Annotated in this window: 11 protein-coding genes and 1 tRNA gene; all 12 read right to left on the reverse strand. The window is 49.4% G+C overall.

Annotated elements, in window-relative coordinates:
- Positions 1-9: 9 nt before the first annotated feature.
- Positions 10-3,528, reverse strand: a complete 3,519-nt coding sequence (locus IMCC21906_RS13480) for an indolepyruvate ferredoxin oxidoreductase family protein (protein WP_047012599.1) — start codon at positions 3,526-3,528, stop codon at positions 10-12.
- 167 nt (positions 3,529-3,695) lie between these two features.
- The gene (locus IMCC21906_RS13485; protein WP_047012600.1) at positions 3,696-4,457 is read right to left on the reverse strand and encodes an SDR family NAD(P)-dependent oxidoreductase; all 762 of its coding nucleotides are present in this window, start codon (positions 4,455-4,457) and stop codon (positions 3,696-3,698) included.
- A 59-nt stretch (positions 4,458-4,516) separates the two neighbouring features.
- A complete protein-coding gene (locus tag IMCC21906_RS13490; RefSeq protein WP_047012601.1) occupies positions 4,517-5,506 on the reverse strand; it encodes an EthD domain-containing protein in 990 nt (329 codons plus the stop codon).
- Positions 5,507-5,878: 372 nt separating this feature from the next.
- The gene (locus tag IMCC21906_RS13495) at positions 5,879-7,306 is read right to left on the reverse strand and encodes an FAD-binding oxidoreductase (protein ID WP_082117481.1); all 1,428 of its coding nucleotides are present in this window, start codon (positions 7,304-7,306) and stop codon (positions 5,879-5,881) included.
- 5 nt (positions 7,307-7,311) lie between these two features.
- On the reverse strand, positions 7,312-7,626 hold the full coding sequence (locus IMCC21906_RS13500) for a Rieske (2Fe-2S) protein (RefSeq protein WP_047012602.1): 315 nt from the start codon (positions 7,624-7,626) through the stop codon (positions 7,312-7,314).
- A gap of 39 nt (positions 7,627-7,665) precedes the next feature.
- Positions 7,666-8,865, reverse strand: coding sequence for a cytochrome P450 (locus tag IMCC21906_RS13505; protein ID WP_052763542.1), 1,200 nt, complete (start codon positions 8,863-8,865; stop codon positions 7,666-7,668).
- Between the two features lie 65 nt (positions 8,866-8,930).
- Positions 8,931-9,347: an ester cyclase gene (locus tag IMCC21906_RS16415; protein WP_052763543.1), complete on the reverse strand. Its 417-nt coding sequence runs from the start codon at positions 9,345-9,347 to the stop codon at positions 8,931-8,933.
- 118 nt (positions 9,348-9,465) lie between these two features.
- Positions 9,466-10,227 carry an SDR family oxidoreductase gene (locus IMCC21906_RS13515; protein ID WP_047012603.1) on the reverse strand — a complete coding sequence of 254 codons (762 nt, stop codon included), beginning with the start codon at positions 10,225-10,227 and terminating at the stop codon, positions 9,466-9,468.
- Between the two features lie 9 nt (positions 10,228-10,236).
- A complete protein-coding gene (locus IMCC21906_RS13520; protein ID WP_082117482.1) occupies positions 10,237-11,637 on the reverse strand; it encodes an aldehyde dehydrogenase family protein in 1,401 nt (466 codons plus the stop codon).
- Positions 11,638-11,847: 210 nt separating this feature from the next.
- Positions 11,848-12,915 carry an AraC family transcriptional regulator gene (locus IMCC21906_RS13525; protein ID WP_082117483.1) on the reverse strand — a complete coding sequence of 356 codons (1,068 nt, stop codon included), beginning with the start codon at positions 12,913-12,915 and terminating at the stop codon, positions 11,848-11,850.
- Between the two features lie 639 nt (positions 12,916-13,554).
- Positions 13,555-13,629: transfer RNA gene (locus IMCC21906_RS13530), tRNA-Lys, on the reverse strand.
- A 110-nt stretch (positions 13,630-13,739) separates the two neighbouring features.
- Positions 13,740-14,411, reverse strand: coding sequence for a 7-cyano-7-deazaguanine synthase QueC (gene queC / locus IMCC21906_RS13535; RefSeq protein ID WP_047012606.1), 672 nt, complete (start codon positions 14,409-14,411; stop codon positions 13,740-13,742).
- Positions 14,412-14,418: the final 7 nt, after the last annotated feature.

The raw sequence follows: 14,418 nt of genomic DNA on the forward strand, positions 1-14,418 counted from the left end.
TTACAACGATCAAGCCTGAGGCTCAAACACCTCCACAGAATCCACAGCAATTAAATTTGCAGCCTCGGGATCAACTCCGGCATTTTCAAACTGCTTCCAAAGTCGAGCCTGAGAACGGCGTACCGTTTTTACGTGCTGCTCTTTGATATGGCCAAAACCGCGAATATGCTCAGGAATCGCCGCAATTTCCACTGCGGTATCATAGGTGTCAGCGTCAATCTCAGTACATAATTTTGCAACCGTTTGAAAATACTCTTCAATCAAAGCCCGCTCCATTTTACGCTCAGCGGTATAGCCAAACACATCCAAAGCGGTGCCACGCAAAAACTTCAGCTTGGCCAATAACTTGAATGAAAACATCATCCAGCTACCGTATTCCTTCTTGCGGGGCAAGCCACTGTAGGCATCCGTTTTGGATAACAACGGCGGTGCCAGATTGAACTTCAGTTTCATATTGCCCTGAAAGGTTTCTTTTAACTGACGCATAAATTCAGGGGCAGTATAAAGCCGAGCCACTTCGTACTCGTCCTTATAGGCCATTAATTTAGCGCCATAGCGGGCAACTGTTTTAGAAAGCGCCTGATTCTTCTCGGGGAACCGCGCATCCACTGCCACCACAGAGTCCACCAGCGCCTTATAGCGACTTGCATACGAGGCATCTTGATAGTTTTCAAGCAATGCCATTCGATGGGCCACAATGTCATCGAGCGCTTCTAAACGCTCAATAGGAGCCGTGTTGTTAACACTGTTTAGCAGGGCTTCAATCTTTTCAGGTGCATGCACACACAGACGCCCCAAATTGAAGGCCTCTAAATTAAACTTCACCGCCACACCATTAATTTCAATGGCTCGCTCAATAGCGGCCACTGACAAAGGCAACAACCCCAGTTGAGTGGCATAGCCCACCAGCATCATATTGGCGGCAATAGAGTCACCGGACAACGTTTGGCCCAAGCCACTTGCATCAAGCGGATGAACAGCATCGTTACCCACCATATTGATAAAACGTTCCAGTAGCTCCCGGCTGCTAAATTGCATATCCGGATTTTTCTGAAAGGCCGCCGTGGGCATGACTTTGGTATTGGCCACAATCTTGGACATGTGCTGATTCACCGCCAGCAAGGGTTCGGCAGATTGCGCCGCGACCATATCAAAAGCCAGAACCAAATCTGCTTCACCCGCACCCAAGCGCTGAGAACCGATATTGTCTCTGGTCTCAGCAATACGTAAATGACTGTAAACCGCACCGTTCTTTTGCGACAAACCAGTCATATCAAATACCGATGATTGCTTGTGCTCCAAATGTGCCGCCATCGCCAGTACCGCGCCCACGGTCACAACACCGGTGCCACCGATACCCGAAATCATCACACCGTAGCTATTCACAATTACAGGATGCTGGGGTTCGGGAATATCCGCAAACAAACCGCTACCCAGGTCGGCTTTCTCCGGCTTACGAGGCTCGCCACCCAATACCGTTACAAAGCTGGGACAAAAACCTTTAACGCAACTGTAGTCCTTATTGCAATTAGACTGATCTACCGCTCGCTTGCGGCCCAGCTCGGTTTCTTTTGGTACCAGACTGACGCAATTGGACTGCACCGAGCAATCACCGCAGCCTTCGCATACGGCAGGGTTGATAAACATGCGTTTTGCCGGATCAGGAAAATTGCCCCGTTTACGACGGCGACGTTTTTCGGCCGCGCAGGTTTGTTCATAAATTAAGACCGTTAACCCCGGCACCTTGCGAAGACGATCCTGTACCTCTTGAAGATCATCACGGTGATGCACTTTAACCCCAGGCGCTAATTTACTGGCGGGGCCAAAAAGCTCAGGCCGATCACTGACCACCACGCACTCATTGGCCCCTTCTGCCAACACCTGATGGCTGATTTCACCGACAGATAGATTGCCCTCAACAGGTTGTCCACCCGTCATCGCCACAGCATCGTTAAACAAAATTTTATAAGTGATATTTTGGCCAGAAGCCGAGGCAGCTCGAATAGCTAATAAACCCGAGTGATAATACGTCCCGTCTCCCATATTCTGGAAAATATGCGGCAGCTTGGTGAAATGCGCCAGACCAATCCACTGGCCACCCTCGCCCCCCATATGGGTGTTGGGCATCATATAGTCATGATGATACAAGGCCATAGAATGGCAACCAATGCCACCAGCAGAATAGCTGCCATCAGGTTTTTTCAAGCTGGAGTTATGGGGACAACCCGAGCAAAAGAAGGGTGAGCGGGCAATGGGGGCGACGGAGTTTTTCTCCGAAAAAGCCTGTTCAGCTCGAATAATATCTGCCCGGGTTTTTAAATCTTCGTCAACCATCTCAGCCCGCAGCATACGCTGGAATACCGCCAATGCGACCTCAGATTGGGTGAGCTGTATATCTTCAGGCAGCAAAAATTTACCCTGATCATCTTGCTTGCCACTGATACGTGGAGCATCGACACTGCCATAGAGAATGCTGGTTGCCTGGGGCTGAACCACTTCTCGCTTCTCTTCTACAAACAGCAGCTCTTCATGACCTTTGGCAAAATCTTTTAGACCTTCGGGTTCCAATGGCCAAACACAACCCACCTGATATACCGAGATACCCAGTGCTTTGGCACGCTCAGTATTAATACCCAGCTTGGTCAATGCTTGCATGACATCTTGGGTGGCCTTACCGGCGGTCACAATCCCTAGCTTGCGCTTGGGCGCATCAATTAACACCCGATCAATATTGTTAGCCCGCACAAATTTATGCACCAAAGGAATACGATAGCGCGTTACCACCACATCACTGCGCAGCCGGTCAATATGGGTTGAAACGAAATGCACCCCCTCCTCTGGCAACTCGCCTTTATCAGGATAGATAAACTGGTAGCGAGAGGTATCCACATCCACCGTGGCGGTAAGTTCCAAGGTTTCGTTGGTGGCCTTAAAACCCGTGTACAGGCCAGAATAACGGGACATGGCAAAACCCGCGGCGCCAAAATCCAGACAGTCCTGCACATTCGCCGGGGCCAGAATAGGAATACTACAATGGATAAACGCCCGCTCACTCTGGGCGGCCAATGTTGACGATTTGCCCGCATGGTCATCCCCCGCCACCACCAACACACCACCGTGGGGATGGCTGCCCCCAAAGTTTCCGTGCTTAAGTGGATCGCAGGAACGGTCTATGCCCGGCGCTTTGCCGTACCAAATCGCAAACACACCATCAACAGTGGTATCAGGAGTATCGGCTATTTGCTGGGTGCCCCAGGCCGCAGTTGCCGCAATATCCTCATTCACACCGGGTTCAAACACAATCTGGTTTTCGACCAGTAGCGTCTGTATTTGCCACAAGGCCTGATCATAACCGCCAATAGGTGAGCCACGGTAACCCGAAATATAACCGCCAGTATTGAGTCCTGCGGCCGTATCAAGGGCTTTTTGCAACAGGGGAAGTCGCACCAATGCCTGAGTGCCAGACATTAAAACCGTACGGTTATCGGCGAGGTATTTATCTTCTAGGGCAACGTCTCTCAGCGCCATCGGTAACTCCCATCATTATCTTTATAAACTAGCGCTTACTATATTGCTCTGCCTTGGCAAGCTGAATAACGCGGCAGGCCGCGACTAAGCCAAACGTGACAATTTAATTGTCACGTTTGTTATTGAGACCTTTACGGAAAGACGCTATCAAGACAAAAACACCGCCCTCACTGCTCCATCACCACTCCAAAAGCCTGCATCGACGTACCGGTACTCCAGCCACCATCAACAGAAAGAACTTGCCCGGTAATGTAACCCGCATCGTCACTGACCAAAAAATGAATCGCCGCGGCAAGCTCTTCTGTTTTTCCAATCCGCCCTAACGGTGCGAAGATTCGTGCATTTTTTGCGACCATTTCAGGCGCTTCTCGCATGGCCATCGGCGTATCAATAATGCCCGGCGCAACAGCGTTAACCCGAACATTTGCACAGGCACATTCAATCGCCGCCGTTTGAGTTAGCGCAATAATTCCCCCTTTAGCGGCGCCATATTCCGTCCACTGTGGAAACCCGCGCACAGCCGTAATCGAGGTAAGATTTACAATCGCCCCACCATTTTTCATTCTGGCGGCCGCCTCTTTTGTCCCCATTTGAGCACTCAGAAAATTGACCTTCCAAAATCGTAGCGAGTTCTCAGGGCTATCAATATCAGCAAGCATTCGGCCCGTAGACACCGCCGCATTATTGACCATGATGTCTAATTTGCCATATTGAGAAACGGCGTAATCACAAAGCTCAATAATCTGCTGATGCTCACTCACATCACAATGCCGGTAATCACCACCCCAGGCAGCAACTGCTTCAGAACAGTCTGTAATATCGGCCACAATCACAGTAGCGCCCGCACGCTGCAGGCGCTGGGCGGTTGCCTCACCAATACCAGAAGCCCCTCCGGTAACAATGGCAACCTTGCCTTCAAGTGAAAACATACTCTCTCCCGACTTGTACTCAATAACACGAAATTAATACGTGTTTAAAATAAAAATGCTTAGCGAACGCTATCGCCATACACCGCTTTTAAGACCGGATCAGATAATTGATTATCAGCGCCGATCCGCTTAATTAAGGCCATCGCCGGACCGCCTCGCAGCCCCATTAAACTGATCTTGCCATCGACTACCATCGCGTATCGCTGGGCCACCGCATAAGCCAGCTGTACACGCTGACCATCATTGCCAAGAATTGACTGTCGTTGCAGGCACTGCAGCGTGTGCGCTCTATCACTAAACTGCAGCTCTAATGAAGCATCCATTAACTGAGCTGGCTGGTGATTCACATTCGGCGCTTGCCAAGCGTTCGCGTCATAGGGCTGAAAGTAATTCACTCTCAAACGCTGCAGGCCGTCATCACACTGTACGACCAGTTCCGCAAGGGCGTTATCAAGGCTGGCTCGAAATTCCGAGCTATTTTCATCAGCGCCCGCCGCCAATAAAACAACCACGCTATCGCCACTGCCTTCAGCAGCCAGCGTCGCTAATGGTGCAGCACTACGCAGCGTTATACTGTCTCCTGGAAGGGCCCCATATAAATAGCTAAAGCTAAATACATTCTGTTCGTCATGCTTAATCAGCTCAGCCTGGGAGCTAGACGCCAAACCAGCGATAGCCTCCGCGCTGCAAAAGCTCACATCAGCAAAACCCGCCAACGGTTCTACGGTTTTATCGTAAGCTTCGGGCAGTTGCCGCAGCTCAGTGAGTTCGCCGTTGAGATGGTATTGTCGATAGGCCCAAAACCCAGGAATGCGGGTTGCCAACATCCCGTGTATATCCCGCCAGTAAGCATAAAAGTCAGCACTGCTAACGCCCTCTCGCTTACCGAGTAAAGCCACCGTCGAAAAAGGCCCTGCTTCACCAGACCGGCACAGGGGCTCGCCATCGGGCGGTGGCGCAGCCTGAGCAAGAACTTCTGCAGGTGTACCCTGCAGACCGAGAAAAAGACAACATACGCCCAAGGTTTTGATAATAGCTTTTTGGTACATGATCAAATCTTCTTATATTTATTAAAAAACACGAAACAATAATGTCGATCATTAAATTAAGGCAGTTCTGATTAATTCGGTGATATCTCAAGCTTAGCCAAAAGCGGCTCAACAAGGCGCCGACATGAAGGAATGCTGATTGCCTTTCAAGTGGTGGCAACGCAGTTGAGCCGCTTTTGGCTAAGCCCCGAGGGGCGGGCCTCTGGCGCACACTGAACTGCGTTGCCATGCTCATTAAGGACAACCAGCCTTAATCTCGGCAACTGCTCCTGCGTTGCGCTAACTCCTGCATCCATGCAGTCGTTCGCATCGCGCCTTGCCAGTGCGCGCCAGAGACTCCGTTGAAACATTACCGAATTAATCAGAGCTGCCTTAACTATAGCTGTCCAGTACTTTGTTTGGGTTAAGAATTCCTTTGGGGTCCAGGGTCGTTTTCAATAACTTCATCAAGCTGATTTCTTCAAGACTTCTGGACAGGTGTAGAAAGTCCTTCTTTTCAAGACCAATACCATGTTCGGCCGAAATACTGCCGTCGATACTCGCCAACGGTTCGTATACACAATGCTCAACGGCCCGTCCTGCACCCGGCTCTTTGCTGCCACAGCCCACTGCGATATGCAAATTGCCATCCCCTACATGACCAAGAAAACACACCTTCCCTTCCGGCCACTTGGCTTTAATATTCTGGGTAACATCCGTCATATACTGCTGCATATCGCCAATAGGCATACTGACATCAAAGGCCTGAAACGGCTGCAGATCCTTTACCACATATTCAAGGTCTTCACGTAACTGCCAAATGCTTTCTCGTTCTGCCTGCGATTTAGGTATCACCGCATCGGCAATTATTCCAGTTTCCAGTGCATCAACCAGCACTTGTTCAAAGCGGCCAGCGTCCAAATCAATATCAAAGCCCAGAGACTCGGTAATAACATAATAGGGATAGCTTCCCTCAATAGGCGCACTGTGACGACCCGGGGCGGTATTGATACCGTAAAAATGGGCATCCAGAACCTCAAAGGCGCTGAGGTTACCGCCCAGGCTTTTATCCATATAGCGTAAAAACCGGCTCACACTATCAAAATCATTCAGGGCAACCATCGCCGCATTTTCACTTCGGGGTTTCTCATAAAGGCGCAATACCAGTTTGGTAATAACACCCAAGGTACCTTCGCTACCCATAAACAGCTGCTTAATATCGTAGCCCGAATTGTTTTTGAGCATCTTGTTCATCGAGCTGATCACGGTGCCATCCGCCATCACCGCTTCCAGCCCCATGACTAGCGAGCGCATCATGCCGTAGCGAATCACTCGAATACCGCCAGCATTGGTAGCGGCATTACCGCCTACCTGACAAGAACCCCTCCCTCCCAGATCCAGAGGAAAAATCAGCTCATACTGCTCAAGATTTTCTTGCAGGTTTTGTAAAATCACCCCGGCTTGTACAACCGCCGTTCGATTCACCGTGTCTACAGACTCAATCTGATTCATTCGCTCCATAGACAAAATAATATCCTGGGGCCGGGTTTGCGTTGCCCTTACCCAACCCGACATACCCCCCTGGGTCACAACAGGACGACCAGCGTCATTGCACAGTTTTAAAACCTGAGAAACTTCTGCCGTGGTGGTGGGCCTCACCAATAATTGGCTCTCTACTCGGTCCATGAAATAACCTGGACTGCGAGAGGTAACCGTATCGCCTTGCAATACCCCGCTGCTGCCGACAATATCAATCAGCTGCGCGATAAAAGCACTATCCTCTGCATTGCTCACTGCTGCGGTGTCGCCATGCTTATCCATAACCTTCACTCCACCGCAATTCGCACAGTGCCATCTTCCACACTAACCGGATAGGTTTTCTGGGATAGCGACGGATCCATTAAACACTCGCCGCTGCGAAGGTCGTATTCCCAACCATGCCATGGACAAGTAATCACCATTTCATCATCGATGACTTCGCCCCGGCACAAAGGCCCACCGGCATGTCCACAAACCCCATCTACCGCATAAAATTCGCCATCAATATTAACCAAGGCAATCACTTGCTTGCCGTGTTCAATTTTATGAATTTTCCCCGGCTGCAAATCGTCTACCTGGCCAGCAGTTATTGATTCTGTCATTGCTTCTTTCTCCTCTTCGCCACGTCTTATCTACGCCATTCAAGCCAGTTCGTAACGAACCGGCAAAGTGGCAGGGCCATGCGCAAAATAGGAATCTATCCAGCGAATTTCTGCTGTTTTTTGTAGCGGCTCAAGCACTTTAAAGCGATCAAACAACCTGTTTACCGCGATAGCGGCTTCAAACTTGCTCAGAAAACTGCCCATACAAAAATGCGGCCCTTGACCAAAGGTGCAATAGCCTCTGACATCGCGATTTAAATCAAACTTACCCGGGTTCGGAAACTTTTCAGGGTCACGGTTTGCGCTGCCCAACAAAGGCATAACCATCGTGTTTTCAGGAATGGTGACGCCACCCAATACGACTTCACGAGTGGTATGACGAAACAAGCTCTGGACCGGCGGCCGATAACGCAACTGTTCTTCTAGTAACTGCGGCACCAAAGACCGATCCGCACGGGCAGCAGCAAATGCTTCGGGATACTCGTTAACACCGGCAAACAAGCCACCTATAAGATTTGTGGTAGTTTCCGTGCCGCCGATCAGCAACAGAATTGACAAATTCAACACTTCAATTTTGCTTAACTTCTCGCCATTAACCTCAGCCTTGATAAAGGCACTGATCATATCGTCGCCGGGATTCTCGGTGCGCTCATCAATAATCTTGCTGAAGTAGGCACGCAGGCTGTCAGAGGCGTGTTTGATTTCTTTTAATCTTGCCTCGTCGTACACCGCCCGATTAGAGGCCGCCAGTAAATTATCAACCCAATGCTTAAAATCCAGTCGCATGCTTTTATCAATTCCCAGCATTTCTGCAATCACGCTAACGGGGAACAACGCCGCAAAATCCCAGGCCATGTCAAAGGTATTGTCATCAGAAACCGATATCGCATGCTCGACTAATTCGTCGGAGATTTGGATGATTTTCTCTTCCAGCTTCTTTAGTTCGCGGGGCAAAAACGCTTTTTGCGCTAAGGTCCGGGTCCGCAAATGATCAGGGGGATCGAGGGAAATCATTGGCTGCACTTCAGGCGCTGGGTCATACTCCCCCAACAGGATCGGCCAGAATTTAGATGATGAATATTGATCTGAGTCGGTAAGCACCGTCATGATTTCATCGTAGCCAGCAACACAAAAACCCTGCATGGATTCTGACCAGATTACGGGCGCCTTCTCTCTAAGCTCATCGTAAAATGGATAGGGATTTTGCTGAAAATCGGGACTCATAGGGTCGAATTGCATGGGTATACCTCTACTGCAGCGGGACTGTATTCAGTCCCCCACATCTAAATATATCGGATGTATTTTTATTGATTAACAATACCGAGCTGACGGAATATTCTTAACAGATCACAGATGCTTTCTTCGCGCGTGATCTTGCCGTTTTCATCCCACTCCATCAGGGTCATGCCACGGGTCTCTGTTTCTTTTCCCGCCGCAGGCAAGCCCAAAAAATCACCTGCGTGTTTGGCTTTCCAGGTCCACTGAAAACAGCCTCGGCGCTCATCACCTGCGTAATCAAATACGTCAAAATAATCGTATTTTTCTTCCGGATTACTGTTATCGAAAATACCGTGAAATTCTTTAAGCGCCTCAAGATCATTCTCAATCTCAATTTGCATATTAATATCGATAAAATAGAATTCGGGGGCATAAAGTGCGATTAATTCTTCGCCTTTACGATCAAATAACTTAATCCAATATTGAACCCAATCTTTATTCATAGTGTTATTCCTGTTGTTTATTATTAATTTACAGTCTACGTTTTATTCCTGCGGAGGAAATGGCACATAGGGTCAGCTCAACACCAATGCGGACATTTATCCCGCAATAAGCTTGTCACTACTTTAATAAAACGCCGCCTTCCAGTGCCGTAAGCTGCCCGGACACAAATGCCCCGGCGCGACTGCACAGCGCAATACACATGCCGCCAATATCTTCAGCCGTGCCCAGCCTCCCCAGCGGAGTTGCATCAATAATGGCGTCTTTCAATCCGGGCTGTGCCGAAAAAAATCCATCGGTCATTTCACTGGGAAAATACCCCGGCGCAATGGCATTAACGGTAATATGCTGAGCACTGAGATCACTGGCGAGAGTACGAGTCAAATGATGAAGCGCGGCCTTACTGGCGCCATAGGCATAAGCCATATTGCTGGAGCCCATAATGCCCGCAATAGAGCCAATATTAATGACCCGAGCAGGATCAGCGGGTGAACCCGATGCCAACAATAACGGCATGAGTTTTTGCACCAGAAAGAAGGGAGCCTTGACGTTTAAGCCCATTACCGCATCAAAGTCATCGCTTTCCACACCCTCTATAGGCGCAGCTGAAAAATAACCCGCATTGTTAATTAAAATATCCAGCTTGTTCTCATGGGCCTTAATCTCTGCAACCAGCTCATCCCGCCCCGCATCACTGGCCAAGTCGCATGCAATCGCTTTATGACCACTGGAGCTATCCGCTGAGCGCGAGGCAATATAGACTTTGCATCCGGCTTGAGATAGTGAGTCGGCAATCATTTTGCCAATCCCTTTATGACCACCAGTAACCAGTGCGACCTTGCCCTCTAAACCAAAAAGCGAACCTAAATATGATGCCGCCACTACTGCCCCCTATTTTTTTATATTTACAATTTTAAGGTTTGTGTATTCCAGCAAGCCTTCGCGTCCCGCTTCAACGCCTTGACCAGAATGCTTGCTGGTAGGGAATGGAATACTCGGGTCAATCGCGCAATGCTGATTAACCCACACCGTTCCCGCCTCAAGACGCCCAGCAATCTGTTGCGCTTTATTCCCATCGGCCGACCATACCGAAGCACCCAGGCCGAAGCTGGAAGCATTGGCGCGCCGAATAACATCCTCTACATCGCTATATTTGATAATCGGCAGAATCGGGCCAAAGGGCTCTTCATCAACGATACGATCACCATCACTCACATCTCGCACCAGCGTTGGTGTAATGAAATAACCTTTACCTTCAGGCACATCACCACCGCAGATAATAGTGCCCGTCGATTTTGCCTCTTCCAGATATGCTTTAACCTTTTCAAACTGCGCGGCATTCTGGATCGGACCAAACTGCACATCCGGGTCCATACCGTTGCCCATCACCGCTTGAGAAAGCCCCGCAGCAAGGGTGTCACACAACTGGTCGTAAATAGATTCATGCACATACAAGCGCTTAATCACCGCACAGATTTGCGCGCTGTTAAAAAATGCCCCAAAGATCAGTTCGGGTGCAATAGCGGCAACATCCACGTCCGGCAGGACAATCGCCGCATCGTTGCCACTCAACTCCAGGGTGACCTTCTTAAGCTGCTGAGCCGCTGCAGTCAGTATTTTTTGGCCGGTTACAGTCGAGCCGGTAAAGGCGATTTTGCTCACATCGGGGTGGGCCACCAAGGCGCCCCCCAAATCATTGTTGTCGCAGATAATATTGATTACACCCGGAGGGAAAATCTCATTGATCAGCTCGCCCAGTTTTAAGGTGGAAAGCGGCGACGTAGGCGCAGGCTTAAGAATAATACTGTTCCCCGCCAACACAGCTGGCGCCAGCTTATTAATGGCAAGATACAGCGGCGCATTCCAAGGTAAAATCGCCGCAATCACACCCAAAGGTAAGCGGTGAGCTTCGACCCGTATTGCCTCGTCTTCGTGGATCAACTCCACGTCCAGACGCTGCTGGCTATAAAAATCGCAGCTCTTTTGCACCAACTGGGCTTCAAAATGAGACAAGGGCAAAGGACGCCCCACCTCTTGGGTGATCAGGGTGGCAATATCTGCCTCATGGGCTTGCACGGCTTCGCCCAGTCGCTTCAAACACGCCGCACGCTCATCAATGGGGGTTTGCGCCCATTCGGGCTGTGCCCGCTTAGCTGCCGCGACAGCCTCATTCAGCTGGTTTTGATCAGCAACCGGACTGTTAGCGACAATACTTTCATCAGCAGGATTAATGACCGGCACGGTGTTCGCACCAGCCACCTGTTTTCCATCAATTAGTAGCTTAAAACTCATAATTTGACCTTATGCATTATTCTAATCCACAGCAAAGCATGGACTTGTCTCAATAGGGAAGCGCTGGACAATGTTTGCACAAGGTATCGGGAATTGAATAAAGGCTAAATAGCCAAAGGCTACCCAAGGTGGCAGAACGTGCCATTTTAGAATGGTCAATCAAAAGTGGGGCATGTCGTTAACGGGAGTGAGCAAAACCGCGAATAAAGTTTACTCGCTGGCGGCTTCTTCCTGCTCCCCCAAAAGCTTCACTTGCTCACTGCGCCACTCAGTGGGGCGTTTGCCGGTCCAGCTCTTAAACGCCCGGGAAAAAGTACCTCGATCAGAGAATCCCAGCAGATAGGCAATTTCTTCGATATTCAGCTCTGTGTGCTTCAGGTAGGAATAGGCCTGTTCTTCTCGCAACTGCTTGAGAATTTCGTAAAACGTGGTGTTTTCTTCGGTTAACCGCCTGGCCAAGGTTCGCTCGGTCATCGCCATACTATGGGCCGTTTCTGCCCGAGAAGGCTCGCCATTGGGCAGTTTAACCAACAAGACTTCTCGTACCCGGCGGGAAAACCGCCCCTGCAAACGGTCAAGCAAATATCGTGAAGCCAGCTCATCTAATAATGACGCCAGCTCATCATTCGCCCCCGGTATTGCCCTATCCATATCCGCCGCATCAAAAACCAATACATTAGTATCGCTTTCATAGCTTATCGGGCATTGAAAAAAAGCCTCATACTCCTCAGGCTTCTCCCCCACAGAATGGCTAAACGCCACCGCCCGGGGATTAATATCGTCGTGAAGCATCCAGCGGCAGTACTCTAAAAACCCCGCCAACACCGTGTCAAAAGCCTGATATCTAGGCAAACTGCCACCCGTTTCCAACGCTATGCTCAATTCACAAGCGCCCTCCCGCTCAGTGAAATTCACCACCGCAGAATCAGATATTAATTTGGCAAACCGGGCAAACCGACGACTGGCAGACCGAAGCGTATCGCTGCATAACATCGCCTGACCGACCACATGGTAGCTGGATGGGCGGATATGCTTAGCCACTTTTAAGCCGAAATTAGGGTCGCCCGTGCTTTCCACCGCCAAGCGCCAAAGCTGGGTCACTTTCTCTTGGCTGTAACGGTAACCAAAATCCTCAAGCCTCTGGTGCTCCATTCCCAGCCGGTTCATAAGCGCGCGATGATCCACACCGGCCTCCGCCATGGCATGTACCATGGCAAGCACATAGCCCGACAGTGCAGTTCGGTTAGCTGGTGGTGTCACAGGGGATGATTTCGACATAAAACATTATTATATTCAGCATATACGGATCACAGCATAGTACTGCAAAATGGTAGTGTAGCGCGAAGGCAACTTACCCTATTGCTAGACTACCTAGTAAAACATCGCTGAAACATTATCGAACTGATCGCTTCGGTTTCGTTAACCAAGACAAACTTCAGTGTTACCCATTATCACACCATGACAAGCACGGCTAATTTATTGAATCAAAACTTTAACCCTGTGTGGAAAAATCAAATTTGAATAGGGTGTATCGCCTATTTATAAACAGTCTAAAATCAGGTGTCTCTAGCGAGAGTGGTAGATTTCATCTCCGCCGCATAAGCGATTTGGCAATAGATAAGCGCACGACGACAAAATGTTTCAGCCGAGTAATGTTAATAATTTGCAAGCTTCGCCAAGCATTTGAAAATTAGTACTTCACAACAATAAAGACCTACAAGCACAAGTAAACTTTACATAAATTGCTGGGAAGGTTGGCATAAATACCTCATCGGGCGATGCGGGCACGAGCAGGGAGAATGTCGGGACGAACATTTCTTGAAGTAGCTTAAAGCCACAAAGTGACCACAGAGAAAAAGTCCAGGCGAAAAAAAAGCGCTGCATATATGCAACGCTTTGATTTTCTTCGGAATTTGATGGTGGGCCGTGATGGATTCGAACCATCGACCAATTGGTTAAAAGCCAACTGCTCTACCACTGAGCTAACGGCCCCGAAAGAGGCGCTTATGATACGGATTTGAGACCAAAAGACAACAGTGAAAATGGAAAAATTTCAATTTTATCAGCCAACTATAGTAATCAGGGGCTAAGATAGCGATAAGTCATAGGTAAGCTGTCGGGTCAAGCAGTCCCGCTTCCATAAACCCTTGACTCCGCAGCTGACAACTGTCACATCGTCCGCAGGCTTTTCCAGCTTCATTTGCCCGATAACAGGAAACAGTTAAACCATAATCCACCCCAAGTTTACTGCCCCAAGACACAATTTCGGCCTTGCTCAACGCCATTAACGGGGTTTGCACGTGGAGCTTATGCCCCTCCACTCCGGCTTTTGTTGCAAAATTGGCAAGGGTTTCAAAGGCGTTAATAAAATCGGGCCGACAATCAGGATAGCCGGAGTAATCGACAGCATTCACGCCAATAAAAATGTCATCGGCCTGCAAAACTTCAGCCCAGCCTAGGGCTATCGACAGAAACACGGTATTTCGGGCGGGAACATACGTTACGGGAATACCGCTGCCACCGGCATCGGGCACATCAATATTCATATCGGTGAGGGCAGAACCACCAATACTGCTTAAATCGAGCTTAATAATTTTAAATTCTTCGGCACCTTGGTGCTCACAAACACGTTGGGCGGCCAATAACTCGGCCCGGTGACGCTGCCCATAATCAAAGGCTAAGGCATAACATTGGTAACCCTGTTCTCTGGCAATGGCCAGGACGGTGGCACTATCTAAACCGCCTGATACCAGTACAACTGCCTTCTTCTTCACCCTTTCC

The sequence above is a fragment of the Spongiibacter sp. IMCC21906 genome, from assembly GCF_001010805.1.
Taxonomy (GTDB): domain Bacteria; phylum Pseudomonadota; class Gammaproteobacteria; order Pseudomonadales; family Spongiibacteraceae; genus Spongiibacter.